This is a genomic window from Cupriavidus sp. H18C1, assembly GCF_049311595.1.
In the GTDB taxonomy this organism is placed as follows: Bacteria; Pseudomonadota; Gammaproteobacteria; order Burkholderiales; family Burkholderiaceae; genus Cupriavidus; species Cupriavidus cauae.
Map to the genome: position 1 here is coordinate 1,968,646 of NZ_CP186009.1, position 24,811 is coordinate 1,993,456.

Annotated in this window: 18 protein-coding genes and 5 pseudogenes; 12 read left to right on the top strand and 11 right to left on the bottom strand. The window is 70.1% G+C overall.

The features are described 5' to 3' along the window. The first annotated feature begins 10 nt into the window (after positions 1–10). Positions 11–1,117 carry an S-(hydroxymethyl)glutathione dehydrogenase/class III alcohol dehydrogenase gene (locus tag OJJOAM_RS24740; protein WP_422650220.1) on the top strand — a complete coding sequence of 369 codons (1,107 nt, stop codon included), beginning with the start codon at positions 11–13 and terminating at the stop codon, positions 1,115–1,117. 19 nt (positions 1,118–1,136) lie between these two features. Further along, on the top strand, positions 1,137–1,997 hold the full coding sequence (gene fghA / locus OJJOAM_RS24745) for an S-formylglutathione hydrolase (RefSeq protein WP_422650221.1): 861 nt from the start codon (positions 1,137–1,139) through the stop codon (positions 1,995–1,997). Positions 1,998–2,091: 94 nt separating this feature from the next. Here the strand turns inward: fghA and OJJOAM_RS24750 are convergent, their stop codons facing one another. Next, positions 2,092–3,084 (bottom strand): GlxA family transcriptional regulator, encoded by a 993-nt coding sequence (locus OJJOAM_RS24750; RefSeq protein WP_422650222.1) that lies wholly within the window; start codon positions 3,082–3,084, stop codon positions 2,092–2,094. Positions 3,085–3,287: 203 nt separating this feature from the next. Between OJJOAM_RS24750 and ybaL the strand changes: the two genes are divergently transcribed. Then, positions 3,288–5,192 carry a YbaL family putative K(+) efflux transporter gene (ybaL, locus tag OJJOAM_RS24755; RefSeq protein ID WP_422650223.1) on the top strand — a complete coding sequence of 635 codons (1,905 nt, stop codon included), beginning with the start codon at positions 3,288–3,290 and terminating at the stop codon, positions 5,190–5,192. A 22-nt stretch (positions 5,193–5,214) separates the two neighbouring features. On the opposite strand, the gene OJJOAM_RS24760 is transcribed toward ybaL, so the two are convergent. Beyond that, positions 5,215–6,252: an AraC family transcriptional regulator gene (locus OJJOAM_RS24760; RefSeq protein ID WP_422650224.1), complete on the bottom strand. Its 1,038-nt coding sequence runs from the start codon at positions 6,250–6,252 to the stop codon at positions 5,215–5,217. 237 nt (positions 6,253–6,489) lie between these two features. Between OJJOAM_RS24760 and OJJOAM_RS24765 the strand changes: the two genes are divergently transcribed. The 4 genes and pseudogenes from OJJOAM_RS24765 (at position 6,490) to OJJOAM_RS24780 (ending at position 11,357) form a co-directional block, all read left to right on the top strand. After that, the gene (locus OJJOAM_RS24765; protein WP_422650225.1) at positions 6,490–7,623 is read left to right on the top strand and encodes an acyl-CoA dehydrogenase family protein; all 1,134 of its coding nucleotides are present in this window, start codon (positions 6,490–6,492) and stop codon (positions 7,621–7,623) included. A 73-nt stretch (positions 7,624–7,696) separates the two neighbouring features. After that, on the top strand, positions 7,697–9,220 hold the full coding sequence (locus tag OJJOAM_RS24770; RefSeq protein WP_422650226.1) for a CoA-acylating methylmalonate-semialdehyde dehydrogenase: 1,524 nt from the start codon (positions 7,697–7,699) through the stop codon (positions 9,218–9,220). Between the two features lie 40 nt (positions 9,221–9,260). Further along, a pseudogene (gene mmsB, locus OJJOAM_RS24775) lies at positions 9,261–10,161 on the top strand (3-hydroxyisobutyrate dehydrogenase). Continuing rightward, positions 10,158–11,357 (top strand): enoyl-CoA hydratase/isomerase family protein, encoded by a 1,200-nt coding sequence (locus OJJOAM_RS24780; protein ID WP_422650227.1) that lies wholly within the window; start codon positions 10,158–10,160, stop codon positions 11,355–11,357. The pseudogene mmsB and the gene OJJOAM_RS24780 overlap by 4 nt, the downstream one beginning before the upstream one ends. Positions 11,358–11,384: 27 nt before the next feature. On the opposite strand, the pseudogene alaC reads toward OJJOAM_RS24780, so the two are convergent. The 4 genes and pseudogenes from alaC to OJJOAM_RS24800 form a co-directional block, all read right to left on the bottom strand. Further along, positions 11,385–12,655: pseudogene (gene alaC, locus OJJOAM_RS24785) on the bottom strand (alanine transaminase). Positions 12,656–12,808: 153 nt separating this feature from the next. Beyond that, positions 12,809–13,681 (bottom strand): siderophore-interacting protein, encoded by an 873-nt coding sequence (locus OJJOAM_RS24790; RefSeq protein WP_422650228.1) that lies wholly within the window; start codon positions 13,679–13,681, stop codon positions 12,809–12,811. Positions 13,682–13,684: 3 nt separating this feature from the next. Further along, entirely contained in the window at positions 13,685–14,341 is a 657-nt protein-coding gene (locus tag OJJOAM_RS24795; protein WP_422650229.1) for a PadR family transcriptional regulator, read from the bottom strand. 314 nt (positions 14,342–14,655) lie between these two features. Then, positions 14,656–15,732: an AI-2E family transporter gene (locus tag OJJOAM_RS24800; protein ID WP_422650230.1), complete on the bottom strand. Its 1,077-nt coding sequence runs from the start codon at positions 15,730–15,732 to the stop codon at positions 14,656–14,658. 876 nt (positions 15,733–16,608) lie between these two features. On the opposite strand from OJJOAM_RS24800, the pseudogene OJJOAM_RS24805 reads away from it, so the two are divergent. Further along, positions 16,609–17,731 (top strand): annotated as a pseudogene (locus tag OJJOAM_RS24805) (DSD1 family PLP-dependent enzyme). Positions 17,732–17,987: 256 nt separating this feature from the next. Next, on the top strand, positions 17,988–18,632 hold the full coding sequence (locus OJJOAM_RS24810; RefSeq protein ID WP_422650231.1) for a histidine phosphatase family protein: 645 nt from the start codon (positions 17,988–17,990) through the stop codon (positions 18,630–18,632). Between the two features lie 197 nt (positions 18,633–18,829). Here OJJOAM_RS24810 and OJJOAM_RS24815 read toward each other — a convergent pair whose 3' ends face one another. Continuing rightward, complete coding sequence (locus OJJOAM_RS24815) at positions 18,830–19,231, bottom strand: tautomerase family protein (RefSeq protein WP_422650232.1); 402 nt, start codon at positions 19,229–19,231, stop codon at positions 18,830–18,832. Between the two features lie 178 nt (positions 19,232–19,409). On the opposite strand from OJJOAM_RS24815, the gene OJJOAM_RS24820 reads away from it, so the two are divergent. The 3 genes from OJJOAM_RS24820 (at position 19,410) to OJJOAM_RS24830 (ending at position 22,318) form a co-directional block, all read left to right on the top strand. Further along, positions 19,410–20,315: a LysR family transcriptional regulator gene (locus OJJOAM_RS24820; protein ID WP_422650233.1), complete on the top strand. Its 906-nt coding sequence runs from the start codon at positions 19,410–19,412 to the stop codon at positions 20,313–20,315. 201 nt (positions 20,316–20,516) lie between these two features. Beyond that, positions 20,517–21,554, top strand: a complete 1,038-nt coding sequence (locus OJJOAM_RS24825) for a M14 family zinc carboxypeptidase (protein WP_422650234.1) — start codon at positions 20,517–20,519, stop codon at positions 21,552–21,554. Then, positions 21,551–22,318 (top strand): alpha/beta fold hydrolase, encoded by a 768-nt coding sequence (locus OJJOAM_RS24830; RefSeq protein ID WP_422650235.1) that lies wholly within the window; start codon positions 21,551–21,553, stop codon positions 22,316–22,318. The genes OJJOAM_RS24825 and OJJOAM_RS24830 overlap by 4 nt, the downstream gene beginning before the upstream one ends. A 120-nt stretch (positions 22,319–22,438) precedes the next feature. Here OJJOAM_RS24830 and OJJOAM_RS24835 read toward each other — a convergent pair. From OJJOAM_RS24835 to OJJOAM_RS24850, 4 genes and pseudogenes are all read right to left on the bottom strand, one after another. Further along, a pseudogene (locus tag OJJOAM_RS24835) lies at positions 22,439–22,840 on the bottom strand (hypothetical protein); the annotation flags it as partial. Positions 22,841–23,000: 160 nt separating this feature from the next. Continuing rightward, positions 23,001–23,306: pseudogene (locus tag OJJOAM_RS24840) on the bottom strand (putative DNA-binding domain-containing protein); the annotation flags it as partial. Continuing rightward, positions 23,221–24,102 (bottom strand): DUF692 domain-containing protein, encoded by an 882-nt coding sequence (locus tag OJJOAM_RS24845; protein ID WP_422650236.1) that lies wholly within the window; start codon positions 24,100–24,102, stop codon positions 23,221–23,223. The gene OJJOAM_RS24845 and the pseudogene OJJOAM_RS24840, both read right to left, overlap by 86 nt. Before the next feature lie 115 nt (positions 24,103–24,217). Then, positions 24,218–24,799, bottom strand: a complete 582-nt coding sequence (locus OJJOAM_RS24850) for an EF-hand domain-containing protein (protein WP_422650237.1) — start codon at positions 24,797–24,799, stop codon at positions 24,218–24,220. Positions 24,800–24,811 lie beyond the last annotated feature (12 nt).

Consider the following 24,811-nt stretch of genomic DNA (forward strand, 5'->3'; position numbering starts at 1 on the left):
GAAAGCCGCCATGAAAACCAAAGCCGCCGTCGCCTGGAAAGCAGGCGCCCCGTTGACCATCGAGGAAGTCGATCTGGCCGGACCGCGCGCCGGCGAGGTGCTGGTCGAGATCAAGGCCACCGGCATCTGCCATACGGATTACTACACGCTGTCGGGCGCGGACCCCGAAGGCATCTTCCCCGCCATCCTCGGCCACGAGGGCGCCGGCGTGGTGACCGAGGTCGGCCCGGGCGTGACGTCGCTCAAGCCCGGCGACCACGTGATTCCGCTCTACACGCCCGAATGCCGCCAGTGCAAGTTCTGCCTGTCGCGCAAGACCAACCTGTGCCAGGCGATCCGCGCGACCCAGGGCAAGGGCCTGATGCCGGACGGCACCTCGCGCTTCTCGCTCGACGGCAAGCCGATCTTCCACTACATGGGCACGTCGACCTTCGCCAATCACATCGTGGTGCCGGAGATCGCGCTGGCGAAGATCCGCGACGACGCCCCGTTCGACAAGGTCTGCTATATCGGCTGCGGCGTGACCACCGGCGTCGGCGCGGTGCTGTTCACGGCCAAGGTCGAGGCCGGCGCCAATGTGGTGGTGTTCGGCCTGGGCGGCATCGGCCTGAACGTGATCCAGGGCGCGAAGATGGTCGGCGCCGACAAGATCATCGGCGTCGACATCAACCCGAACCGCGAGGCGCTGGCCCGGCAATTCGGCATGACGCATTTCGTCAATCCGAACAAGGTCGAGAACGTGGTCGACCACATCGTGCAGCTGACCGACGGCGGCGCCGATTACTCGTTCGAATGCATCGGCAACACCAAGGTCATGCGCCAGGCGCTGGAGTGCTGCCACAAGGGCTGGGGCAAGTCGATCATCATCGGCGTGGCCGAGGCGGGCGCCGAGATCTCGACCCGTCCGTTCCAGCTGGTGACCGGCCGCGAGTGGAAGGGCTCGGCCTTCGGCGGCGCGCGCGGCCGCACCGACGTGCCCAAGATCGTCGACTGGTATATGGACGGCAAGCTGAACATCGACGACCTGATCACGCACACGCTGCCGCTGGAGCGGATCAACGAGGGCTTCGACCTGATGAAGCGCGGCGAGTCGATCCGTTCGGTGGTGCTGTACTAAGGCCGGAGGCGCGACGCTCATGCTCGAACTGCTCTCCGAGCACGGCTGCTTCGGCGGCGTGCAGCGCTTCTACCGGCATGCGTCGACCGCGGTCGGCCTGCCGATGCGCTTCTCGGTCTTCCTGCCGCCGGCGGCGCTGGCCGGTGTCGGCACGCCGCGGCCGGCGCTGTTCTACCTGGCCGGCCTGACCTGCACCGAAGAGACCTTCATGATCAAGGGTGGCGCGCAGCGGCTTGCCGCGCAGCTTGGCCTGATCCTGGTCGCGCCCGATACCAGCCCGCGCGACACCGGCATCGCCGGCGAGGCGGACGCATGGGACTTCGGCGCGGGCGCCGGCTTCTATCTGGATGCGACACAGGCGCCGTGGAGCGCGCACTGGCGCATGGAAAGCTATGTCGCCGGCGAGCTCTACGACCTGGTGGTCGGCGAACTCGGCGCCGATCCGCAGCGCATCGGCATCTTCGGCCATTCGATGGGCGGCCACGGCGCGCTGGTGCTGGCGCAGCGCCATCGCGAGCGCTTCCGCTCGGTGTCGGCGTTCGCGCCGATCGCCGCGCCGTCGCAATGCCCCTGGGGCGAGAAGGCGTTCAGCCGCTATCTCGGCGAGGATCGCGCGCAATGGCTGCAGTACGATGCCAGCGCGCTGATGCAGGCGCAGCCCTCCGCGCCCTTCCCCGGCGGTATCCTGGTCGATCAGGGGCTGGCCGACAAGTTCCTGGCCGATCAACTCCATCCCGAGGCCTTCGAGGCGGCCTGCGCCGCGGTGGGCCAGCCGCTGACGCTGCGGCGGCATCAGGGCTACGACCACGGCTACTACTTCATCGCAACGTGGATGGAGGACCATCTGCGCCATCACGCGGCGCAGTTGCAGGGCGCGTGAATCGGGCGGTGGAAAGCGCTTCGGAGCGGGGGCGTTTCGATGCTTGCGCGTTGGTGCTCGAGCGTTCGGTGCTTCGCGCTTGGCCGCTTCTGCGCTACGCCGCCGCGCCAAACCGCTGCCGATAGTCGCGCGGCGTGATGCCCAGATGGCGCAGGAAGGCGCGCCGCAGCGCTTCGTCCGAACCGAAGCCGCTGCGCGCGGCCACCGCCTTCAGCGGCAGCTCGCCCTGCTCCAGCAGGCGGCGCGCCGCTTCGAGCCGCGCCGATTCGATGAAGCCGGTCGGGCTCGCCCCGGTCTCGCGCGCGAAGACACGGCGGAAATTGCGCTCGCTCATCGCGGCCCGCGCCGCCATCTCGCTCATCGTGAACGCGCGGGTCAGGTCGCGCAGGATCCAGTCCTGCACCTCGCGCACGCCGGCGTGGCCGGTGGTCTGGCTGGCCAGATGCACGCTGAATTGCGACTGCCCGCCCGGACGCTTCAGGAAGACCACCAGCTCGCGCGCCAGATCGAGCGCGATCTCGCGCCCCAGGTCCTCCTCGACGATGGCCAGCGCCAGGTCGATGCCGGCCGTGACGCCGGCCGAGGTCCACAGCCTGCCCTGCCGCACGAAGATTGCATCGGGATCGACCGCCACCGCGGGATAGCGCTGCCGCAGCAGCGGCGCCACGCTCCAGTGGGTGGTCGCGCGCTTGCCGTCGAGCAGCCCGGCGGCGGCCAGGAAGAACGATCCCGAACACAGCGCCACCAGCCGGCCGATGCGCGGCGCCACCGCGCGCGCCCACGGCACGATCTCCCCCGCTTCCTTCAACGCCCCTTCGATATCGCGCGCGCCGACGATCACCGCGGTATCGGGCAGCAGCACCGTGTCGAGCCGCGCGGTGGCCTGCAGCGTCATCAGCGTGTCCGAAGGCACCGGGCCCACACGCGTCGAGACGATGCGGGTCCGGTAGGCAGGCGGCTGGCCGCGCCGGGCCAGCTGCAGGTTCGCATAGTCGAACACCGTCATCGGTCCGACCGCCTCCATGGCCTTGAAGCCGGGATAGACGACGAGATCGATCTGATGGGGTGCGGGGAACGGCTGGGACATGAAGCGGAAACGGCGGGCGGCCGGCGGGAACGACCCGCGCGAAGGACCGCGATCTTTGGAAAAAGAACGAAGGCAACAGTGTAAACGACGCCCCGTTGCCGCCCGTGCTGGCAGCCGGGCCACATCGGCTTGCTATCATGGACTGCAGACCGTTGCGCCACCGATCCATCGATCACCCCTGATCACTTCGCCGCGAGCCGCCCGTGCCCCATGAAGTCAGCCTGATCACCACCATCGCCGCCGGCCTCGGTCTGGCGCTCGTCTTCGGTTTCATCTGTGCCCGCCTCGGCGCGCCGGCGCTGGTCGGCTACCTGCTGGCCGGCATCGTGATCGGCCCGGCCACGCCGGGCTTCGTCGCCGACATGGCGCTGGCCGGCCAGCTGGCGGAGATCGGCGTGATGCTGCTGATGTTCGGCGTCGGCCTGCACTTCTCGCTGGAAGACCTGCTGTCGGTGCGCCGCATCGCGCTCCCGGGTGCGATCGTGCAGATCGCCTTCGCCACCGCGCTCGGGGCCGGCGTCACGCGGCTATGGGGCTGGCCGCTGGCCGACGCGCTGGTGTTCGGCCTGTGCCTGTCGGTCGCCAGCACCGTGGTGCTGCTGCGCGCGCTGGAGCAGCGCGGCACGCTGGAGTCGGTCAACGGCCGGATCGCGGTCGGCTGGCTGGTGGTCGAGGACCTCGTGATGGTGCTGGTGCTGGTGATGCTGCCCGCGCTGGCCGAGGTGTTCGGCACGGTGCCGTCCGGGCAGGCAGCGGCCATCGCGGCGGGCGGCAACGGCGCCGTGCAGCCCGATGCCGGCGCCTCGCTATGGGCGACGGTGGGCGCCACGCTCGGACGCGTCGCGATCTTTATCGCGCTGATGCTGCTGGTGGGCCGCCGCGTGTTTCCATGGCTGCTGTGGCAGGTCGCTCGCACCGGTTCGAACGAGCTGTTCACGCTGTGCCTGATCGCCGCCGCGGTCGGCATCGCCTACGGCTCGGCGGTGCTGTTCGGCGTCTCGTTCGCGCTCGGCGCCTTCTTCGCCGGCATGGTGCTGCGCGGCTCGGCGCTGAGCCATCGCGCCGCGCAGGAGACGCTGCCGCTGCGCGATGCCTTCTCGGTGCTGTTCTTCGTCTCGGTCGGCATGCTGTTCGATCCGCGCGTGCTGGTCGACGCGCCGCTGCAGGTCGTGGCCACGCTGGCCATCGTGATCGTCGGCAAGTCGCTGGCTGCGCTGGCGCTGGTGCTGGCGATGCGCTATCCGCTGAACACCGCGCTGACGGTGTCGGCGAGCCTCGCGCAGATCGGCGAGTTCTCGTTCATCCTGGCCGGGCTCGGCGTCACGCTCGGCATGCTGAGCCCGCAGGGACACAACCTGGTGCTGGCGGCCTCGCTGATCTCCATCGCACTGAATCCGCTGGTGTTTCGCACCGTGGAACCGTTGCAGCGCTGGATCCGCGGGCGTTCCGAACTCGCGCGCAAGCTCGAGCGCAGCGCGGATCCGCTGGCCGAGTTGCCGGCCACGGTCGATCAGGCGCTGCTGACGCGGCAGGTGGTGCTGGTCGGCCACGGCCGCGTCGGCCGCCGTATCGTCGGGGCGCTGCGCGCGCATGGCGTGCCGGTGGTGGTGGCCGACCAGAACCGGGAGATCGTCGAGGCGCTGCGCGAGCAGGGCGTGCCGGCGGTATCGGGCGATGCGGCCGAACCGTCCGTGCTGATCCAGGCCCATATCGCGCGCGCCGGCATGCTGGTGATCGCCACGCCCGATACCGTCGGCGTGCGCCGCATGGTCGAGATCGCGCGCACGCTGAATCCGGGGATCCGCATCCTGGTGCGCACGCACAGCGAGGACGAGGCCGCGCTGCTGCTGAAGGACCGCGTCGGCGAGGTCTTCCTCGGCGAGCACGAACTGGCGACGGCAATGGTCCGGCGCGTACTGGAGAGCGCGCGGCAGGACGCCGCTGCGGCCGTCGATGCCGGCGCGAACATCGGCGTGAACAACAGTGTGAACAACGGCACGAACATCGGCGCAAACAACGGCACGAACGACAGTGCGAACAACGGCGCGAACAACGGCGCGAACCGCGGCGCCGACACCGGCGACCGCCGCGCCGACGCGCCGCACTGACCCCGTCCGCGCCGCCGCGCCCTCAGTCCGCGGCGGCGTGCATGCCGCGATAGACCCCGGGCCGCAGCCCGGTCCAGCGCCGGAACGCGCGATGGAACGCCCCGGGCTCGGCAAACCCCATCTCCGCCGCGATCTCGGTGATCGGCAAGTCGGTATGACTGAGCGCCTCGATCGCCAGGTCGCGCCGCAATTCGTCCTTCAGCTGCTGATAGGTGGCGCCCTCTTCCATCAGCCTGCGCCGCAGCGACGAGGCCGACAGATGCAGCGCGGCCGCGAGCGCCTCGAAGGTCGGCCATCCATCCGGCCGCGACTGCCGCAGCAGCCGGCGCACGCGCGCCACCACGCTGCTGCGGTCCGAGTACTTGACCACCACGTTATGGGGCGCGTCGCGCAGGAAGGCCTTGACGCTGCGCTCGTCGTGCCGCACCGGGTGGTCCAGCCACGCCGCGTCGAAGATCAGCGCGGTGCAAGGCGCAGCGAAGGCGAGCTGGCGCGAGTACATGACGCGGTATTCCGCGCTGTAGTCGGGCTCGGGATAGCGGAAGGCGGCCAGCCGCACCGGCACCCGCCGCCGCGCCAGCCAGCACATCAGCCCGTGCAGCATGATCAGCAGCGTCTCCTGGGCGAACACGCCGGGACGGCGCCGCGACGGCTCGGTCAGCACCAGCGCGGCGCGCTCGGGGCCGGCGCCGGGCGCGGCGCCATCGTAGCGGCGCAGCAGCTGCACGCCGATATCGTCGAGCAGCAGGCCGAAGCCGCGCGCGACGCGGTCGAGCCCCTGCCCCACGGTGCGGCTGCCGGCCACCGCATGGCACAGCAGCGCGAAGCTGCCGGGCTTCATCGCGCGCGAGTCCTGGCCGAAGAACTCGTCGCCAAGCGCCGCCGATACCGCCAGCCACAGCGCGCTGTAACTGGCAGCGGACACGCGCGCCTGCGGTACCGCCAGCATCGCGGGCGCGATACCGGCGGCGCGCAGCACCGGCTCCGCATCGATGCCGTGCGCCCGCAGCCCGGAAATCGCATGGTGGACAAAGCAGATCGCGACGCTACCTTTTTCCATCGGCACGCGAGGCAGGAACGGGACGCAACAGCGAGGGCATGGAGACGATCCGTAGGGGTGGTCGGGATGCCGGCTGCCGCCGTGGCGGCAAGCGGCCGGCAGTGGCAAATCAGTTCAGCACAGTTGGCGGATTTTGGCATAGCGCGCGCCGGCATCGCCTTTCTACACTGCCGTCATTCGACGACCGCCACACGACGACCGCCCCACGACGCCCCCCAACTACGCGACCACAGCGCCATGTACAGCGAATACACCGAGCAGCAACGCATGATCCGCGACACCGCGCGCGCCTTCGCCGAGGAACGGCTCAAGCCCAACGCCGCGCAATGGGACCGCAGCGGCCAACTGCCCGACGAGATCGTGGCCGAGATGGGCGCGCTCGGCCTGCTCGGCATGATCGTGCCCGAGCAATGGGGCGGCACCTATACCGACTACATCGCCTACGCGCTGGCGATCGAGGAGATCGCCGCCGGCTGCGCGGCCTGCGCGACGCTGATGAGCGTGCACAGCTCGGTCGGCTGCGGTCCGATCCTGCACTACGGCAGCGAGGCGCAGAAGCAGCGCTATCTGCCGGCGCTGGCCAGCGGCGAGCTGATCGGCGCGTTCTGCCTGACCGAGCCGCAGGCCGGCTCCGAGGCCCACAACCTGCGCACGCGCGCACGGCCGACCGACGATGGCTGGGTGCTGTCGGGCAACAAGCAGTTCGTCACCAACGGGCAGCGCGCCGGCATCGCCATCGTCTTCGCGGCCACCGAACCGGAGCGCGGCAAGCGCGGATTGTCGGCCTTCCTGGTGCCGACCGGCACGCCGGGCTTTCACGTCCATGCCCCGGAGAAGAAGCTGGGCATCCGTGCTTCGGACACCTGCGCGATCACGCTGGAGGACTGCGTCGTGCCGCACGACGCGCTTCTCGGCGACACCGGCGAGGGCCTGCGCATCGCGCTGTCGAACCTCGAAGGCGGCCGCATCGGCATCGCCGCGCAGGCGATCGGCATCGCCCGCTCGGCCTTCGATGCGGCCTGCCGCTATGCCGCCGAACGCGTGCAGTTCGGCCGGCCGCTGCGCGAGCATGCGCCGATCGCCAACATGCTCGCCGACATGGCGACCGAGCTGAACGCGGCGCGCCTGCTGGTGCATCGCGCCGCGCGCATGCGCAGCGACGGCCAGCCCTGCCTGTCCGAAGCGTCGCAGGCCAAGCTGTATGCGTCCGAGCTGGCCGAACGGGTCTGCTCCAAGGCGCTGCAGATCCATGGCGGCTACGGCTACCTCGAGGACTACCCGGTCGAGCGGCACTACCGGGACGCGCGCATCACCCAGATCTACGAAGGCACCAGCGAGATCCAGCGGATGCTGATCGCCCGCTCGCTGTAGCTGGCCGCGTTGCGGCAGTTCAACCCTCGCCCTTTCTGACGACTTGCCCGACCAAACAAACGACGGAGACACCATGACCACACAGCCCGCCACCGACACCGCGGTTCCGACAGTCAAGCTGCTGATCAACGGCGAATGGGTCGAATCGGCCGCCACCGAATACCGCCAGGTCGTCAATCCGGCCACGCAGCAGGTGCTGGCGCGCGTGCCGCTGGCCACGCAGGCCGAGGTCGACGCCGCCGTCGGCGCGGCGCAGCGCGCCTTCGCCAGCTGGCGCCATACGCCGATCGGCGCGCGGCTGCGCATCATGCTGAAGTACCAGGCGCTGATCCGCGAGCACAGCAAGCGCATCGCCGCGATCCTGACCGCCGAACAGGGCAAGACGCTGTCCGACGCCGAGGGCGACATCTTCCGCGGCCTCGAGGTGGTCGAGCACGCCGCCTCGATCGGCACGCTGCAGCAAGGCGGCTTTGCGGAGAACGTGGCGGCGACCGTGGACACCTACACGCTGCAGCAGCCGATCGGCGTCTGCGTCGGCATCACGCCGTTCAATTTCCCGGCCATGATTCCGCTGTGGATGTTCCCGATGGCGATCGTCTGCGGCAATACCTTCGTGCTCAAGCCCTCCGAGCAGGACCCGCTGTCGACGATGGAACTGGTGGCGCTCGCGCTCGAAGCCGGCGTGCCGCCCGGCGTGCTGAACGTCGTGCATGGCGCCAAGGACGTGGTCGACGCGCTGTGCACGCATCCCGATGTCAAGGCGGTGTCCTTCGTCGGCTCGACGGCGGTCGGCACCCATGTCTACAACCTGGCGGGCAGCCACGGCAAGCGCGTGCAGTCGATGATGGGCGCCAAGAACCATGCGGTGGTGCTGCCCGACGCGCACAAGGAGCAGACGCTGAACGCGCTGGTCGGTGCCGCCTTCGGCGCGGCGGGCCAGCGCTGCATGGCGACCTCGGTGGCGGTGCTGGTCGGCGCGGCGCGCGACTGGGTGCCCGAGCTGATCGCCAAGGCCCGCACGCTGAAGGTCGGCGCGGGCGCCGAGCCTGGCACCGATGTCGGACCGGTGGTGTCGGTCGCGGCGAAGCAGCGCATCCTGGGCCTGATCGAGGCCGGCGTGAAGGAAGGCGCGACGCTCGCGCTCGATGGCCGCGAGGTCAGCGTGCCGGGCTATCCGGACGGCAACTTCATCGGGCCCACCGTATTTACCGACGTCACCACCGAGATGTCGATCTACACGCAGGAGATCTTCGGGCCGGTGCTGGTGGTGATCGGCGTCGACACGCTCGACGAGGCGATCGCGCTGGTCAACCGCAACCCCTTCGGCAACGGCACCGGCGTGTTCACGCAGAGCGGCGCCGCGGCGCGCAAGTTCCAGAGCGAGATCGACGTCGGCCAGGTCGGCATCAATATCCCGATTCCGGTGCCGGTGCCGTATTTCAGCTTCACCGGCTCGCGCGGCTCGAAGCTGGGCGACCTCGGCCCCTACGGCAAGCAGGTGGTGCAGTTCTACACGCAGACCAAGACCGTGACGGCACGCTGGTTCGATGACGAGACCGTCAACCAGGGCGTCAATACCACCATCGCGCTGCGCTGAAACCGGCAACGCACAGGAGACCTCGATGCAGCAGACCTCGATGCATATCGCCTTCATCGGCCTGGGCAACATGGGCGCGCCGATGGCGCGCAACCTGCTGAAGGCCGGCCACACGCTGACGGTATTCGACCTGAACGCGCAGGCGCTGGCCGCGTTGCGCGAAGCCGGCGCCAGCGGCGCCGATTCGCCGCGGCAGGCGGCCGCGGAAGCCGATATCGTGATCACGATGCTGCCGGCCGCGGCCCATGTGCGCGGCGTCTACACCGGCGAGAACGGCGTGCTGGCCGGCGTGCGTCCCGGCGTGCCGCTGGTCGATTCGAGCACGATCGATCCGGCGACGGTACGCGAACTGGCCGCGCTGGCCGCGCGCCAGCACAATCCGTTCGCCGACGCACCGGTGTCAGGGGGGCACCGGCGGCGCGCAGGGCGGCACGCTGACCTTCATGGTCGGCGCCGAGGCGGCGCTGTTCGAGCGGCTGCAGCCGGTACTCTCCGGCATGGGCAAGAACGTGGTCCGCTGCGGCGACACCGGCACGGGCCAGGTCGCGAAGATCTGCAACAACCTGATCCTGGGCATTTCGATGATCGGCGTGTCCGAAGCGATGGCGCTCGGCGCCCGGCTCGGCATCGACACCAGGGTGCTGGCCGGCATCGTCAACACCTCGACCGGGCGCTGCTGGTCCTCCGACACCTACAACCCCTACCCCGGCGTGATCGACACCGCCCCGGCCGCGCGCGGCTACAGCGGCGGCTTCGGCGCCGAGCTGATGCTCAAGGACCTCGGGCTGGCCAACGACGCCGCGCGCGCGGTGCGGCAGCCGCTGTTCCTCGGCGCCCTGGCGCAGCAGCTGTATCAGGCGATGTGCCAGCGCGGCGATGGGCAGCTCGATTTCTCGGGCGTGATTCGGCAGTACCTGGACGCCGAGGGAGGGTTGGCGTGAACGCAAGAGCCGAATCCCTGCCGCCGCGCAGCGAGGCCGAAGGCACCGACGAGGTCCGCTTCGAGGTCATCAATCGCGTCGGACTGGTGACGCTGAACCGGCCGCGCCAGCTCAATGCGCTGTCGTATCCGATGATCCTGGCGCTGCGCGAACGACTGCGGCAATGGGCATCGCGGGACGATGTCGTCGCCGTGGTACTGCGCGGCGCAGGCGACAAGGCGTTCTGCGCCGGTGGCGATATCCGCGCGCTGTACGACAGTTATCGCGACGACGTGGCGCGGCATGGCGGCAACGATGGCGAGCCGCTGTACCGCCGCTTCTTCGTCGACGAATACCAGCTCGATTTCGAACTGCACCGCTATCACAAGCCGGTGGTTGCGCTGATGGATGGCATCGTGATGGGCGGCGGCATGGGGCTGGCGCAGGCCGCGCGGCTGCGCATCGTCACCGAACGCGCGCGCGTCGCGATGCCGGAGACCGGCATCGGCCTGGTGCCCGATGTCGGCGCCAGCCACTTCCTGTCGCGCATGACGCCCGAGCTGGCGCTCTATGTGGGCCTGACCGGGGTGACGCTCGGCGCGGCCGACACGCTGCTGTGCGGGCTCGCGGATGTCGCGGTCGACAGCGCCGCCTTGGCGGACTTGGAGGCGACGCTGGCCAGCATCGACTGGTCCGGCAGCGCCTGGCCCGGCAACGGCGACACGGTGCTCGCAACCCTGCGCCGCGCGCTGGTCCCCGCATCGCCGGTCACCGCGGCCGACGCCCCGCTGCTGAAGATCCTGCCCGCCCTGCTGCGGCATTTCCGCCCCGACGCGACGCCGGCGGAGATCCTGCAGGGACTGGCAGCCGAACAGGATCCCTGCTGCGCCGACCGGGCCGACTGGGCCGCCAAGACCGCCACGCTGCTGCGCGGCCGCTCGCCCCTGATGACGGCCGTCACGCGCGAACTGCTGCTGCGCGGCCGCCGGCTGGACCTGGCCGACTGCTTTCGCATGGAGCTCGACGTCGTCAGCCACGCCTTCACCGACGGCGATTTCATCGAGGGCGTGCGCGCGCTGATCGTCGACAAGGACCAGACCCCGCACTGGCGGGTCGCCAGCCACGACGAGGTCGATGCGCAAGCGGTGCGGGCATTCTTTGAGTCGCCGTGGCAGGGCAAGCGGCATCCGCTGGCGCCGCCTGCCTTGACTTGCTGACTCTCCCGCTCGCGCGGGCGCGACGAATTACCCCTTCGCCCCGCCCCCGCGCGCCGGCTCATGCACGGCCGGCGCGACCAGCCCATCGGCGCGGAACATCGCCTTGATGCCCCGAACCGCCTGCCGAATGCGCGATTCGTTCTCGATCAGCGCGAAGCGGACGTAGTCGTCGCCGAAGTCGCCGAAGCCGATGCCCGGCGATACCGAGACCTTGGCCTTCTCCAGCAGCTGCTTGGCAAATTCCAGCGAGCCCAGCGCGCGATACGGTTCAGGAATCCGCGCCCAGATATACATCGACGCCTTCGGCAGCTCCACCGGCCAGCCGGCTTCGTTCAGGCCGCGCGCCAACACGTCGCGGCGCGACTGGTATTGCGCGGCGATCTCGCGCACGCACTGCTGGTCGCCTTCGAGCGCGGCGATCGCGGCGATCTGCAGCGGCGTGAAGGTGCCGTAGTCGTGATAGCTCTTGATGCGCGCCAGCGCCGTCACCAGGTCGGCGTTGCCGGCCATGAAGCCGATGCGCCAGCCGGCCATGTTGTAGCTCTTGGACAGCGTGAAGAACTCCACCGCGATGTCCTTGGCGCCCGGCACCTGCAGGATCGACGGCGCCTTCCAGCCGTCGAAGACGATGTCGGCATAGGCCAGGTCGTGCACGACCAGGATGTCGTGCTTGCGCGCCAGTGCGATCACGCGCTCGAAGAAATCGAGCTCGACGCATTGCGCGGTGGGGTTGGACGGGAAGCCCAGCACGATCATCTTGGGCTTCGGATAGCTGCCGCGGATGGCGCGCTCGAGTTCGGCGAAGAAATCCACGCCGGGAATCAGCGGCACCGAGCGGATATCGGCGCCGGCGATCACCGCCCCATAGATGTGAATCGGATAGCTCGGGTCCGGCACCAGCACGGTGTCGCCGCGATCGAGCGTGGCCAGCATCAGGTGCGACAGCCCCTCCTTCGAGCCGATCGTCACGATGGCCTCGCGTTCCGGATCGATCTCGACGTCGTAGCGCTCGCGATACCAGTGCGAGATCGCGCGCCGCAGCCGCGGAATGCCGCGCGAGGTCGAGTAGCCGTGGGTATTGGGGCGCTGCGCCGCCTCGGTGAGCTTGGCCACGATATGCGCGGGCGTCGCGCCATCGGGGTTGCCCATGCTCATGTCGATGATGTCCTCGCCGCGACGGCGCGCGGCCATCTTGAGCTCGGCGGTGATATTGAAGACGTAGGGGGAAGACGATCGATGCGCGCGAAGCGGCGCTGGCCCGAAGTGCTCGGGCCCGGGGATGCCGGAATGGCTGACATGGTTGTCCTTGTACGTAAGCGCCCGGAACCGTCCGAGCGACGTTGGCGGTTGTCAGTGCCGCCGGCAACGATGTTAATCGGGTTACGGGTGCGCGTCCATCGCTATCGCGGCGATGGACGCGCACCGGGCACCCGCCGCCAGGGCGTGCCGGCTCAATCGTCGAGCGTCTCGTGCACGCCGACCGCGCCGTGCTTCCAGTAGGCCGACGCGCGGATGCGGCGCTTGTCGATGCCGCGCTCGTCAACCAGGCAAGCGCGCACCGCGCGCATCTCGGCGGCTTCGCCGGCGGCCCAGACATAGCCCTCTCCGGCCGGCAATTCCAGCCGGCGCAGCGTCGTCAGCAATTCGTCCCCTTCGGCGCGATACAGCCAATGCAGTTCGCAGTCGGCATTGCTGCGCAGATCGAGACGCGCCACGCGATCCTCGACCTGGACCACGACCACCACGCGCTTGCCGGCGGGCAATTCCTCGAGACGGCGGGCGATCGCGGGCAGCGCCGCTTCGTCGCCGATCAGCAGGTGCCAGTCGAACGCCGACGGGATCACGAAGGAACCGCGCGGCCCGCCGATGCCCAGCCATTGGCCCGGCTGCGCCTGCGCCGCCCAGCTGGCGCCGGGACCGTCGCCGTGCAGCACGAATTCGATATCGAGCTCGCGCGTCGCGGCGTCGTAGCGGCGCGGCGTGTAGTCGCGCGCGATCGGGCGCGGCTGTCCCTCGGGGAACATCGGACCGTCGGGTCCCATCTCGGGCAGCACCGGGCGCTGCTGTCCGGGCGCGGGCAGGAACACCTTGATGTGGTCGTCGAACGAGGCCGAGACGAAGTCGGCGAGGTCGTCGCCGGTGAAAGTCACGCGCAGCAGCGCCGGTGAGAGCCGCTGCGTGCGGACCACCTGGATGTGGCGGAACTTCAGCGGATGGCGGACGCGTTCGACGGCGAGCGCGGCGGCGCCGCGGCTATCGAGCGGACTGGCGGTATCGCCGGTGTTGGCCGTATTGGCGTTATTGGCGCGATCGGTAGCGGACATGCATTACCTCGGTTGGCGTGGTCGGGCGGGATGCGGCGGCACGGCGGCTGCCTCGGTGTCTTCGATATCGGCGACGGCGCGCAGCAGGATGTCGGCGATGCGCCGTTGTTCGGCCGGCGAGGCATCGGTACGCAGCAGCAGCGCGCGCTTGAGCGCCATGCGCGCCTGCACGAACTCCGGCAGCCAGCCGTTGCCCTGCTCGTCCGGCTCGGGCGGCGGCTCGCCGGCGAGCGCGCGGCGCACCCACTCCATCTTGCGGGCCGCATGGCGCAGCCCGTTCCACAGCAGCGCCAGGCGCTCCCGGTTGGCCTGCAGGAACTCGCGGCCGGGCTCAGCCAACCGATAGCACTTGCGATTGCCGTCGACGTCGACCGCCGCGTGGCCGATCTCCTCCAGATATGTCAGGGCGGGATAGATCACGCCCGGGCTGGGCTTGTAGAAGCCGGCGCTGCGCGCTTCCAGGGCCTTGATCAGCTCGTAGCCGTGGCTGGGCTGCTCGGCCAGCAGGTCGAGCAGCAGCAGTTGCAGATCGTCTGCGCCGAGCTTGCGGCCGCGGCGCAGCCCGTCGGCATCGGAGCCGAAGCCGCCGAATCCCCCGAAGGGGCCGCCGGGTCCGCCGGGGCCGTGGCCGTGCCGGCCGTGAGGATGGCGAGGAGGCATGGGTCAGTCGCTCGTTATATCGAAAAACATATCTTACGATATAATCCAGCGGACTGCAGGTCAAGCCTCGGCCCTGCTCGGGGCAGGGTCTTGCCGGCCGCCCTGTTCCGTCGACCCCTGTGCCGCAGGCCAACCCCGTTCCACCGCCCGCCCCGGGGCCGCAGACCGCCCCCACTTCCACCGCCCGCCCCGTGCCGCAGGCCGACCCCGTTCCACCGCCCACCCCGTGCCGCAGGCCGACACCCTTCTACCGCCCGCCCCGGGCCGCAAGCCGACCCTGTTTCCACCGCCCGCCGCTATTCCGCCCGCCGCCCTTATTCCCCGAGGAACTCCGCTACGACCTCCAGCCCTTCGATATGATCGGCCACCACCTTGGCGATCACAGCCAGGGGAATCGCCAGCAGCATGCCCCAGGCGCCCCACAACCAGGTGAACAGCAGCAGCGCGACGAACACCGCCACCGGATTCATCTTCGCCATCCGTCCGGTCATCCAGGTCTGCACCACCGAGCCGATCAGCGTCGCGATCAGTATCGAGCCCCCGGCCGCCGCGGCGGCCAGACCCAGCGTGCCGAACTGCATGAAGGCCGCCACGCCAAGCGCAATCGCCGTGGCGCCCGAGCCGAAATACGGAATCAGATGCAGCCCCGCCGCGGCCAGCGCCCAGGTGCCGGCATGCTGCAGCCCGATCGCCTTCAGCAGGAACCAGGTACAGACCCCCAGTGCGGCATTGGTGATCAGCAGCATCAGCATGTAGCGCTGGATCGCCCGGTTGATCTCGCCCAGCATATGGACGTTGACCTTCTTCTGCGTCAGCGTGCGGCCCGCCATCTTGACGAACTTGCGCTTGAACATGTCGCCCGACACCAGCAGGAAGAAGGTCAGGAACAGCACCACCACGGCCTGGCCCGCCGCGGCAAAGGCGCTGACCGAGCCGGCCAATACCATGTCGTGCAGCGCGCCGGCGGGCTTTTCGATCACGACGGGCGCGCCGCGCGAGAGCTGCGGCGTGCCGCCGGTCAGCACGGTCGCCGCGCGCTGGATCTTCTGCCACATCGAGTCGTCGCCACTGAGCAGCGCCGACAGGCTGCGCGAGAGCTTGCGCGCGATCTCGGGCAGACGGTCGACGATGGCCTCCACCTGGCCCTGCAGCAGATAGGCGCCGCACAGCAGCACCGCGACCAGGCCCAGCAACACCAGCGTCGCGCCAATCGGGCGCGGCAGCCGCTGCCGATGGAGCGCCGACACCAGCGGATCGAGCAGATAGGTCAGGATCACCGCCAGCACCACCGGAATCACGAAGGCCTTGGCGACATGCAGCGCGTACAGGCAGGCCAGCGTCGCCAGCACCACCAGCGCCAGGCTGCCGCGCTGGATCGCGACCGGCAGCATGCGGGCACTGGTCGGGCCGCGCGCCGGCTCGGCCGCCGATGTGGCGGCCGATGAGGCTGCGGATGAGGCCGCTCCGGACTCGCCCACGGCGATGGCCGATGCGTCCCGCTGTGTGGTCGCCCCAGGCTCGCGATCGCGGGCATTCGCGGAGATGGCCGAAGCGGCCGGCTGTGCGGCCGCCGAAAGCTCGCCATCACCGGCATTCGCGGCGATGGCCGATGCGTCCGGCTGTGTGGCCGCGGCATGGCCCGCCGCCGTCGCCCCGGCCAGCGGCTCGACTGCCGCCTCGTCCCGCGATGGCGCCGCCCGCGCGCCACCCGTGGTCGGTGCGGATGGCGCACCGGACTGCGCGGACGGGTTGGGCGTGGCATGCATGGCGAGGGGGGACGGTGCGGGGGGCTGGGGAGCGCCGCGCGGGAGGCGCGGTGCATCACTGTCAGCATAGTCGTCGGCATCCGTCCCCCGCAGTCGGACGGCCGCCGCAAGCCGTGTAGGACAAGCGCGACAGCGTCTCCCGCGGCCCACGGCGCACGGAACACGGCACGGGAAACCCGGGCAGGGACCCGTGGCACGGGGACCCGTGTAGCGGTCCGGCACCCGCGGCCGCGCGCCACGGCACGGTTTGACAGCCCGTCCCGATCGGCCGATGATGCCCCGCGCCCGACGCCATTCGGCCCACCGCCCCTTATGGAGACATCCCCGTCATGCCAGACCACCGCCCCGTGCCTTCCGCTGCGACCGACCTGCCCGTCTTGCGCGATCCCGCGGGACTGCCCGCCCTGCCCCCCGATCGCCGATCCCGGCCAACCGTGGCAGGCGATCGACACGCCCGCGCTGGTACTGGAGCTCGATGCCTTCGAGCGCAATCTGCAACGGATGCAGCAGGCCGCGGATCGGGCCGGCGTCGCGCTGCGGCCCCATGCCAAGGCGCACAAATGTCCGGACATTGCGCTGGCGCAAATGACGCGCGGCGCCGTCGGCATCTGCTGCCAGAAGGTCAGCGAGGCGCTGCCCTTCCTGCGCGCCGGCGTCGCCGACATCCATATCAGCAACGAGATCGCCGGCCCGGCGAAGGCCATGCTGCTGGCCCGGATGGCGCGCCACGCTCGGATCAGCGTCTGCGTCGACGCCGTCGTCCAGGTGCGCGCGCTGGCCGAGGCCGCCGAACGCGAGCAGAGCGGGCTGACGGTGCTGGTCGAACTCGACATCGGACAGGGCCGTTGCGGCGTGGCGGATGCCGACGCCGCGCTGCGGCTGGCCGAGCGGATCGCCGCGCAGCCGCGGCTGTCGTTCGGCGGATTGCAGGCCTACCATGGGGGCATCCAGCATGTGCGCGACCACGCCGCCCGGCGCGAGGCCGCGGCGCGCGCGGCCGAGCGTGCCGGCGCGGTGGCGGCCCGGCTCGCGGCGGCCGGCGCGCCCTGCCAGGTGGTCACCGGCGGCGGCAGCGGCAGTGTCGAATTCGACCTGGCCAGCGGCGTCTTCACCGAGATCCAGCCCGGGTCGTATGTGTTCATGGACGGCGACTACGGCAGCAACGCGCGCGGTGACGACGGCGCGGCCGAGGCGCTGCGCTTCGAGCACAGCCTGTTTATCGCGACCACGGTGATGAGTACGGCGGCGCAGGGCCAGGTCGTGGTCGATGCCGGATTGAAGTCGATGGCGGTCGACTCGGGGCTGCCGTGGGTATGGGAACGCAACGGCGGGGGAACGCAACGGCGTCGACCACAACGGCGCGGGCCGCAGCGGCGGGGAGCGCAACGGCGGCATGCGCAGCACGCGGCTGGCCTATGTCGCCGCCAACGACGAGCACGGCATCGTGCGGCCGGTGCCGGCAGTCGGCGGCGAGATGCCGGCGCTGCCGCAGCTGGGCGAACCGCTGTGGCTGGTGCCCGGCCATTGCGATCCGACGCTGAACCTGTACGACACGCTGGTCGGCGTGCGCGACGGCAAGGTCGAATCGCTGTGGCAGATTTCGGCGCGCGGGCTCAGCCGTTAAATGCAGCGTTAATCGCAGCCGTTAAATGCAGCCCTTGATCGCAGCCCTTGAACGGAGCCCTTGGCCCGGCCGTTAGAGACAGTCGTTCCAGGCCGCTGTTAGAGGCAGTCGTTCCATGCAGCTGTTGGGGGCGGCCGTGCAAGGCAGCCACAGGAGGCAGCCATTGGAGGCAGCCATTGGAGGCAGCGGTCCTGGGCGAGCCGCCCGATATGGGCTGCGGATCCGAGGCCAGGCGCGCGCAGCAAGGAGGAACAACATGATCGATCGCAGCAGACCGGCCATCGGCACACCCTCCCCGCGGCGACGCGATGCGTTCGGCATTGCGGCCCGCATCGCCTGTTGGGCAATGCTCGCATCGGCGATGCCGGCCAGCGTGTCCAGCGCGCTCGCGCAACCGGTTGGCACGCTTCACGTCTCGGCGCTGGCCCGCCCCAATGTGGTGGTGTTGCTGCGGCATGCCAATGCACCCGGCATCGGCGACCCGCCCGGCTTCGACCTGCAGTCCTGCGCGACGCAGCGCAATCTCGACACGGCCGGCCGCGCCCAGGCGCAGCGCCTGGGCAGCGCGTGGCGTGCGGCGGGCTTTCGTCCCAGCGCCGTCTGGAGCAGCGCCTGGTGCCGCTGCCAGGACACCGCGCGCCTGATGGACCTCGGTCCCGTCACGGTGCTGCCGATGCTCAATTCCTTCTTCGGCGACTCCGGTGCCCGCACGCACCAGACCGCCGCGCTGTCCCGCTTTATCGACCAGCTCGATCCGCGCGGCGGGCCGTATCTGATGGTGACGCATCAGGTCGTCATCACGGCCCTGACGGGACAGGGAGCCGACAGCGGCGGCGGCGTCGTGTTCGAACTGTCGCCGGACGGGCAGCCACGGCGCCTGTATCGGCTGCCGCCCGGCTGAGGTCGGCCGCCGGGTCGGCGAGCCCACTGAGCCCACTGAGCCCACCGAGCCCGCCGAGCCCGCCGAGCCCACCGAGCCCACCGAGCCCACCGAGCCCACCGAGCCCACCAAGTCCACCGGGGCTACCGAGGCCCAGCGGGGCCGCGGGGCCGCAGCGTGAAGCGGATCGACTTGCCGCCGCTCCGGCCAAACTTCAACTACAACGTCGAACCGTGCTGATGGCGGTATTCCTGCGTGCGGCCGCCATAACCGTAGGCCGCGGCCCGGGCGTCGATCACATGGATGTACGAGCAGTCGTGCACATTGCCGATCAACTCGGACAACGCGCGGTGCACCGCCTCGAGGTAGCGCGCCTTCTCGGCCTTGGTATTGGTCTCGTCGGTGACGCTGATATCGAGATGGAAGGCATTGCGCTCGAGCGCCGACAGCGGCTGGCCGTCGATGAACCAGGCGTCGTGCGGCACGTACTGGACCGCCACCGCCATCACCTCGGGCTTCTTGCCCAGCACGGTACGGGTCAGTTCGGCAACGGTGGCGGCGGCCTTGGCGGTCAGCGCGGCGTCGGGGCGGCCGGAGATCTGCAGTTGGAGATGGGGCATCGCGGTTTCCTCTTCGAACGGTCGGTGAAATGGTCGGTACATGGATGGAAGGTGGCACGGGCCGACTCCATATTCCGTGCCGCCCCGCCACTGACTCGATCCTAGTGCCCGCGCTGTCATCGGAAAAGCGGGAAGATTTGATACCATCCATCGGATTATCCGAAACCAGGAGCGGGCGATGCGCGGCTTCGATCTCGAACAATTGCGTACCTTCGTCGCGGTGGCCGACAGCGGCAGCCTGTCGGCCGCGGCACCCCGGCTGTTCCTGTCGCAGTCCTCGGTCAGCGAGCAGCTGCGCAAGCTGGAGGAGCGCGCCGGCGTGCCTTTGCTGCTGCGCGGCCGCCGCGGCGTGCAGCCCACCCCGGCCGGCGAACGGCTGCTCGGCCATGCGCGCCGCATGCTCGATCTGGATGCGCTGGCGATGCAGGACATCCGCGGCGAGACGCTGGCGGGCGAGTTGCGGCTCGCCATCACCGACTACTACCGCACCAGCGAGATCGCCGGCATGCTGCGCCGCCTGCGCGAGCGGCATCCGCAACTGCGGCTGCATGTGACGGTGATGAAGAGCGCGGCGATCGACGCCAGCGTCGACGACGACGCCTTCGACATCGGCCTGACCATGCGCGTCGTCGGAGCGCGCGGCGCCGCCGCCGATCGGTCGCGTGGGTCGCACGGCTCGCGCGCCGGCTGGCGGCCGTTGCGGCGGGAGCCGCTGGCCTGGGTCGCCGCGCGCGGCGAAACGGACGGGATCGGCACGCCGTTGCCGCTGGTGCTGCTGCCCGACACCTGCTCGCTGCACCAGTACGTGGTCCGCATCCTGAAGCGCACCCGCGTGCCGTACCGCGTCTCGCACTCCGCGTCCGGCGTGGCCGGGCTGCAGATGGCGCTCGCCGCCGGGCTTGGCATCTCCTGCCTGAACCGGTCCGCCATTCCGGCCGGCGTGGCCGCGCTCGACGCGGCCACCGCCTCGTCGCTGCGCCTGCCCGCGCTGCCCGAGGTCGAGTTCTGCCTGCTGCCGCCGCGCCGCGGCGAGGCGCCGGTGGTGCAGGCCGCGCGCGAGGTGCTGGCCGAGCAGCTCGGTTGACCGGCGCGGCCGCATGGCGCCGCTCGATGACAGCCTCGTGTCGTCACAAGGCACTGTCATATTGCGCGAGTAGACTCGCAACATCGTTCCGTCATATGGACCGGCGCCGTCGCGGCCCACCGCTCGCCGTCCGCGCAACCGCCGCCCAACCGCCGCGCAACTTCCGCCCAGCTTCGGTCCAACTTCCGCCCAACTGCCCCGATGCCCCTTCCCGCCTCCGACAGTTTCGCCGAGCTCGATCTGCTGCGCGCACTGCTGGAAGTCGGCGCGGCGCATTTCGATATCGAGGTGGTATGCGAGGCCAGCAGCCATGGGCGGCGCTTCCCGGTGTACCTCGCCGGCATCGGCTCGCACGACCCGCGCGCGCCGGCGATCGGCCTGTTCGGCGGCATCCACGGCCTCGAACGGATCGGCACGCAACTGCTGCTGGACTATATGCGGGCGCTGCTCAAGCGCCTCGAATGGGACGAGCTGCTGCATCTGCAATTGCGCAAGGTCCGGCTGTTGTTCATGCCGATCGTCAACCCGGCCGGCATGTGGGCCGGCCGGCGCGCCAATCCGAACGGCGTCGACCTGATGCGCAACGCGCCGCAGGATGCCGAGGGACGCGTGCCCTTCCTCGCCGGCGGCCAGCGCATCGGCCCGTGGCTGCCGTGGTACCGCGGCAGGGCCGGCACGCCGATGGAGGCCGAGAGCACCGCGCTGCTGCGCGTGGTGCAGGCGCAATTGCTGACGCGGCCGCTGAGCTTCGCGGTCGATTGCCATTCCGGCTACGGCTGGCGCGACAGCATCTGGTTTCCCTACGCACGGACGCAGGCCGCGATGCCGCATCTGCCCGAGATGTACGTGCTGAAGACGCTGTTCGAGCAGGCCCACCCGCACCACGGCTACGCCTTCGAGCCGCAGAGCCACCAGTACCTGGTGCACGGCGACCTGTGGGACTACGCCTATGACCGCACGCCCGCGCCGCATATCTTCCTGCCGATGACGCTCGAACTGGGTTCGTGGCTGTGGATCAAGAAGAATCCGCGGCAGCTGTTCTCGCGCGACGGCTTCTTCAATCCGGTCAAGGCGCATCGCACCGCGCGCGTGCTGCGCCGCCATGTCAGCCTGTTCGACTTCCTCGCGCGCGCCGCCTTCGCGCCGGCGCGCTGGCTGCCGACCGGCGCGGCGCGGCAGGCGATCTGGCGCGAGGCCAGCGAGCACTGGCGCGCCCCCGACGGCAGGCCGACACGATGAGCGACTGGATCCTGCTGCGTGGGCTGACGCGCGAGGCGCGCCATTGGGGCGAACTGCCGGCGGCGCTGCGGCGCAGCGGCGCGGTTGGCGATGACGATCGCCTGACGATGCTCGATCTGCCGGGCAACGGCAGCCATGCCGGCCGGCGCTCCCCGGCGACGGTGGCGGACATCGTGTCCCAGCTGCGCAGCGATGCGGCATTGGCCGGCCTGCACGCGCCGTACCGGCTGCTGGCCATGTCGCTGGGGGGCATGGTGGCGACCGCGTGGGCGCAGCAGCATGCCGACGACATCGAACGGCTGGTGCTGATCAACACCAGCATGCGGCCGTTCGGCGCGCCGCATCAGCGCATGCGTGTCGGCGCATGGCCTGCGGTGCTTGGGCTGATGCGATCGTGGCAGGACGGCCGACGCTGCGAGGCCATCATCCATCGGCTGACCTGCGCCCGCACCGACGTGCGCGAGGCCGACGTGGCCCGCTGGGCCGCGATCCGCGCCGAGGCGCCGGTCAGCCGCGCCAATGCGCTGCGCCAATTGCTGGCGGCGGCCCGCTTCCGCGCCGGCACGGCGCCGCCGCGCTGCGCCACGCTGCTGCTGTCGTCGGCGGCCGACCGGCTGGTGTCGCCGGCCTGCTCGGCGCGATTGGCGACGGCGTGGTCGGTCCCGCATCGCGTGCACCCCTGGGCGGGGCACGACCTGCCGCACGACGATCCGGAGTGGGTGGCGCGGGAGGTGGCACGCTGGATGGCGTTGCCGGCAAGCTAGGCATCGCTCTCCAGGCGGGGGATCCTGATGATCGCAAACCGCCGCGACGATCCCGTCGGCGTGCATGTCGTTGAGCAGCGCCATGCCGGCGGCGACGAACGACGGCAAGTCCGGCACGCCGCATTGACGCCCCAGTTCGTGCAGCAGGCTGTCGGCGGTCACCGAACCGGCCGCCTGCCCGATCTCGTGCAGCAGCTGCCAGGCGAGCGGGCTCAGTTCCGAGAATCGCACCTCGTCGTCGGCGGTCCTGCGCACCAGCAGAAAGGTTGCCAGGGCCGGGGGGCTGCGACGGCCGATACGTCGGTCCGAGCCGATGCACCGGCCAGCGATAGGCCAGGAGCCAGGCCAGCGGGCACAGTTGCAGCGGGCGGTCCAGGGCCGGAGCGCGGGTTGGGTCTTGCGTTGGGCCCCGCGTTGTGGCCCGCGTTGTGGCCCGCGTTGTGGCCCGCGTTGTGGCCCGGGCTGGGACCCGGGTCGAGGCCCCGGCAGGGCTGGACAGGTCCGCTCCGAGCGCTTGCGCATCGCTCTGCAGCAGCGCCATTTCGACCCACTCGTAATGCGCCAGCTCGGCGAGGAACGGCCGCCGCATCGGCGCCGGCAAGGACTCGAGATCCAGCGCGTCGACGAAGGCGACGAACTCCTCCGCAATCTCGCCGAAGCGCGGCGTATGCGAGCGGTGGTCGCGCAGGAAGCGCTCGACCAGCAAGCGCCAATGTTCGGCTCCCAGCAACGACACCAGCACGGGAAAAGTCCCGCCCAGCAGCGACACCAGGTTGCCGGTCACCAGTTCGCGATAGATCCGCACGCGGGCCGGGTCCATGCCCGCCGGCGACGGATGGCGCGCCGGATCGCGCAGGTGGCGGGTCAGCGCCAGCTGCTGCTGCAATGAAGTGCGCGCGATCTCAGCCATGGGCGATTCTCCTCGCGGTTCCACCCGCACGGGCCTGCAGCTCGCGGATATGGCGCAGCTCCCTGGCGAGTTCCGCATAGTCGGGAAAGTTGAAGTCGCGTTCGAGCACGGTGGGATGGACGCCGAAGCGGACATAGGCGTATTCCAGCAGCGCCCATACCTCGGCCTTGACCGCGGCGCCGTGCGTGTCGATCTTCAGGTCGTCGGCTTCGTCGTAGTGGCCGGCCACGTGATAGGCGGCCACCCTGCCCGGCTCGAGCGCATCGAGGAAGGCATAGGGATCGAAACCGTGGTTGATCGCGTTGACGTAGACATTGTTGACGTCCAGCAGCAAGGCGCAGTCGGCCTCGCGCAGCACCGCATTGGTGAAGGCGGCCTCGTCCATGTCCTGCCGCGGGGCGGCGTAGTACGACACGTTCTCGATCGCCATCGTCCTGTCGAGGATCTGCTGTGCCCGGCGAATGCGGGCGACGACATGTTCGATGGTCTCCTCCGTGAATGGCAGCGGCAGCAGGTCGTACAGATGCGCGTCGTCGGTGCAGTAGCTCAGGTGCTCGCTGTAGAGCGGCACGCGATGGCCATCGAGGAAGCCGCGGATCTCGGACAGCAGGCCTTCATCGAGCGGCGCGATGCCGCCGAGCGACAGCGACAGTCCATGGCAGTAGAGCGGATACCGCTCGGCCAGACGGCCCAGCGCCTTGCCATGGGCGCCGCCGACGCGCAGCCAGTTCTCGGGCGCCAGCTCGAGAAAATCGAAATCGCCGGGCGGCGCCTGCTCCAGCTGCGGGATCAGGGCCCGGCGCAGCCCGAGGCCGACGCAGGCGGTGGGCGCGGAGCGCGGTGACAGGACGGACGAACGGATCGGCACCGGCACGGTGGATCTCCTTGGCGATCGTTTGGGGGGCATGGGCCACCGGGAGGCCCGATGCAGGGCTTGCGCAGCCGGGCCACACCGGTTCGATCCGGCGCGGCGCGGCCGCACGGGAGGGCTACTTCTTCAGCTTGGCGAACAGGTTCTTCGGTACCGGCTTGCCGTTGGCCTGGTAGGTGGCGCGCAGATACTCGTAGGCCTCGGCCTCGGAGATATTGCCGTCGTGGCTGGTGTCGATCTTGTCGAACTCCGCGGCGCGCGTGGGCGCCACCGCCAGGAACTCGGCGCGCGAGACGAGGCCGTTCTTGTCGGTATCGGTGCGCCCGAAGGAGGCGTCGCCGCACTTGCCTTCGCCACATTTCCCTTCACCGCACTTGCCCTCGCCGCACTTGCCTTCGGCCTGCGCGCCCTTGCTGGCGCCGCGCGACACGCGCGTCGTGTCGGCACCGCACTTGCCTTCGCCGCATTTGCCTTCGGCCTGCGCGCCCTTCTTCGCGCCGCGCGGTGCGCGCGTCGTGTCGGCACCGCACTTGCCTTCGCCGCATTTGCCTTCGGCGGCCTTGCCGTCGGCCGCGGCCACCAGATAGCCCTGCGCCAGCGGCTGCATGGCGAAGACCGGTCCGTTCAGCAGCACGCTGCCGGCCAGCGCGGCACCAAGCAGGCCGAGCGTCGTCTTGCGGGAGGAATGAGCTTGTGACATGGCGAATCTCCT

Excerpts from the sequence above, each read along its gene's own strand:
- OJJOAM_RS24740 (WP_422650220.1), top strand. The coding sequence starts at position 11 with ATGAAAACCAAAGCCGCCGTCGCCTGGAAAGCAGGCGCCCCGTTGACC.
- fghA (WP_422650221.1), top strand. The coding sequence starts at position 1,137 with ATGCTCGAACTGCTCTCCGAGCACGGCTGCTTCGGCGGCGTGCAGCGC.
- OJJOAM_RS24750 (WP_422650222.1), bottom strand. The coding sequence starts at position 3,084 with ATGTCCCAGCCGTTCCCCGCACCCCATCAGATCGATCTCGTCGTCTAT.
- OJJOAM_RS24760 (WP_422650224.1), bottom strand. The coding sequence starts at position 6,252 with ATGGAAAAAGGTAGCGTCGCGATCTGCTTTGTCCACCATGCGATTTCC.
- OJJOAM_RS24765 (WP_422650225.1), top strand. The coding sequence starts at position 6,490 with ATGTACAGCGAATACACCGAGCAGCAACGCATGATCCGCGACACCGCG.
- OJJOAM_RS24770 (WP_422650226.1), top strand. The coding sequence starts at position 7,697 with ATGACCACACAGCCCGCCACCGACACCGCGGTTCCGACAGTCAAGCTG.
- OJJOAM_RS24790 (WP_422650228.1), bottom strand. The coding sequence starts at position 13,681 with ATGTCCGCTACCGATCGCGCCAATAACGCCAATACGGCCAACACCGGC.
- OJJOAM_RS24795 (WP_422650229.1), bottom strand. The coding sequence starts at position 14,341 with ATGCCTCCTCGCCATCCTCACGGCCGGCACGGCCACGGCCCCGGCGGA.
- OJJOAM_RS24800 (WP_422650230.1), bottom strand. The coding sequence starts at position 15,732 with ATGCTGCCGGTCGCGATCCAGCGCGGCAGCCTGGCGCTGGTGGTGCTG.
- OJJOAM_RS24810 (WP_422650231.1), top strand. The coding sequence starts at position 17,988 with ATGATCGATCGCAGCAGACCGGCCATCGGCACACCCTCCCCGCGGCGA.
- OJJOAM_RS24815 (WP_422650232.1), bottom strand. The coding sequence starts at position 19,231 with ATGCCCCATCTCCAACTGCAGATCTCCGGCCGCCCCGACGCCGCGCTG.
- OJJOAM_RS24820 (WP_422650233.1), top strand. The coding sequence starts at position 19,410 with ATGCGCGGCTTCGATCTCGAACAATTGCGTACCTTCGTCGCGGTGGCC.
- OJJOAM_RS24825 (WP_422650234.1), top strand. The coding sequence starts at position 20,517 with ATGCCCCTTCCCGCCTCCGACAGTTTCGCCGAGCTCGATCTGCTGCGC.
- OJJOAM_RS24830 (WP_422650235.1), top strand. The coding sequence starts at position 21,551 with ATGAGCGACTGGATCCTGCTGCGTGGGCTGACGCGCGAGGCGCGCCAT.
- OJJOAM_RS24850 (WP_422650237.1), bottom strand. The coding sequence starts at position 24,799 with ATGTCACAAGCTCATTCCTCCCGCAAGACGACGCTCGGCCTGCTTGGT.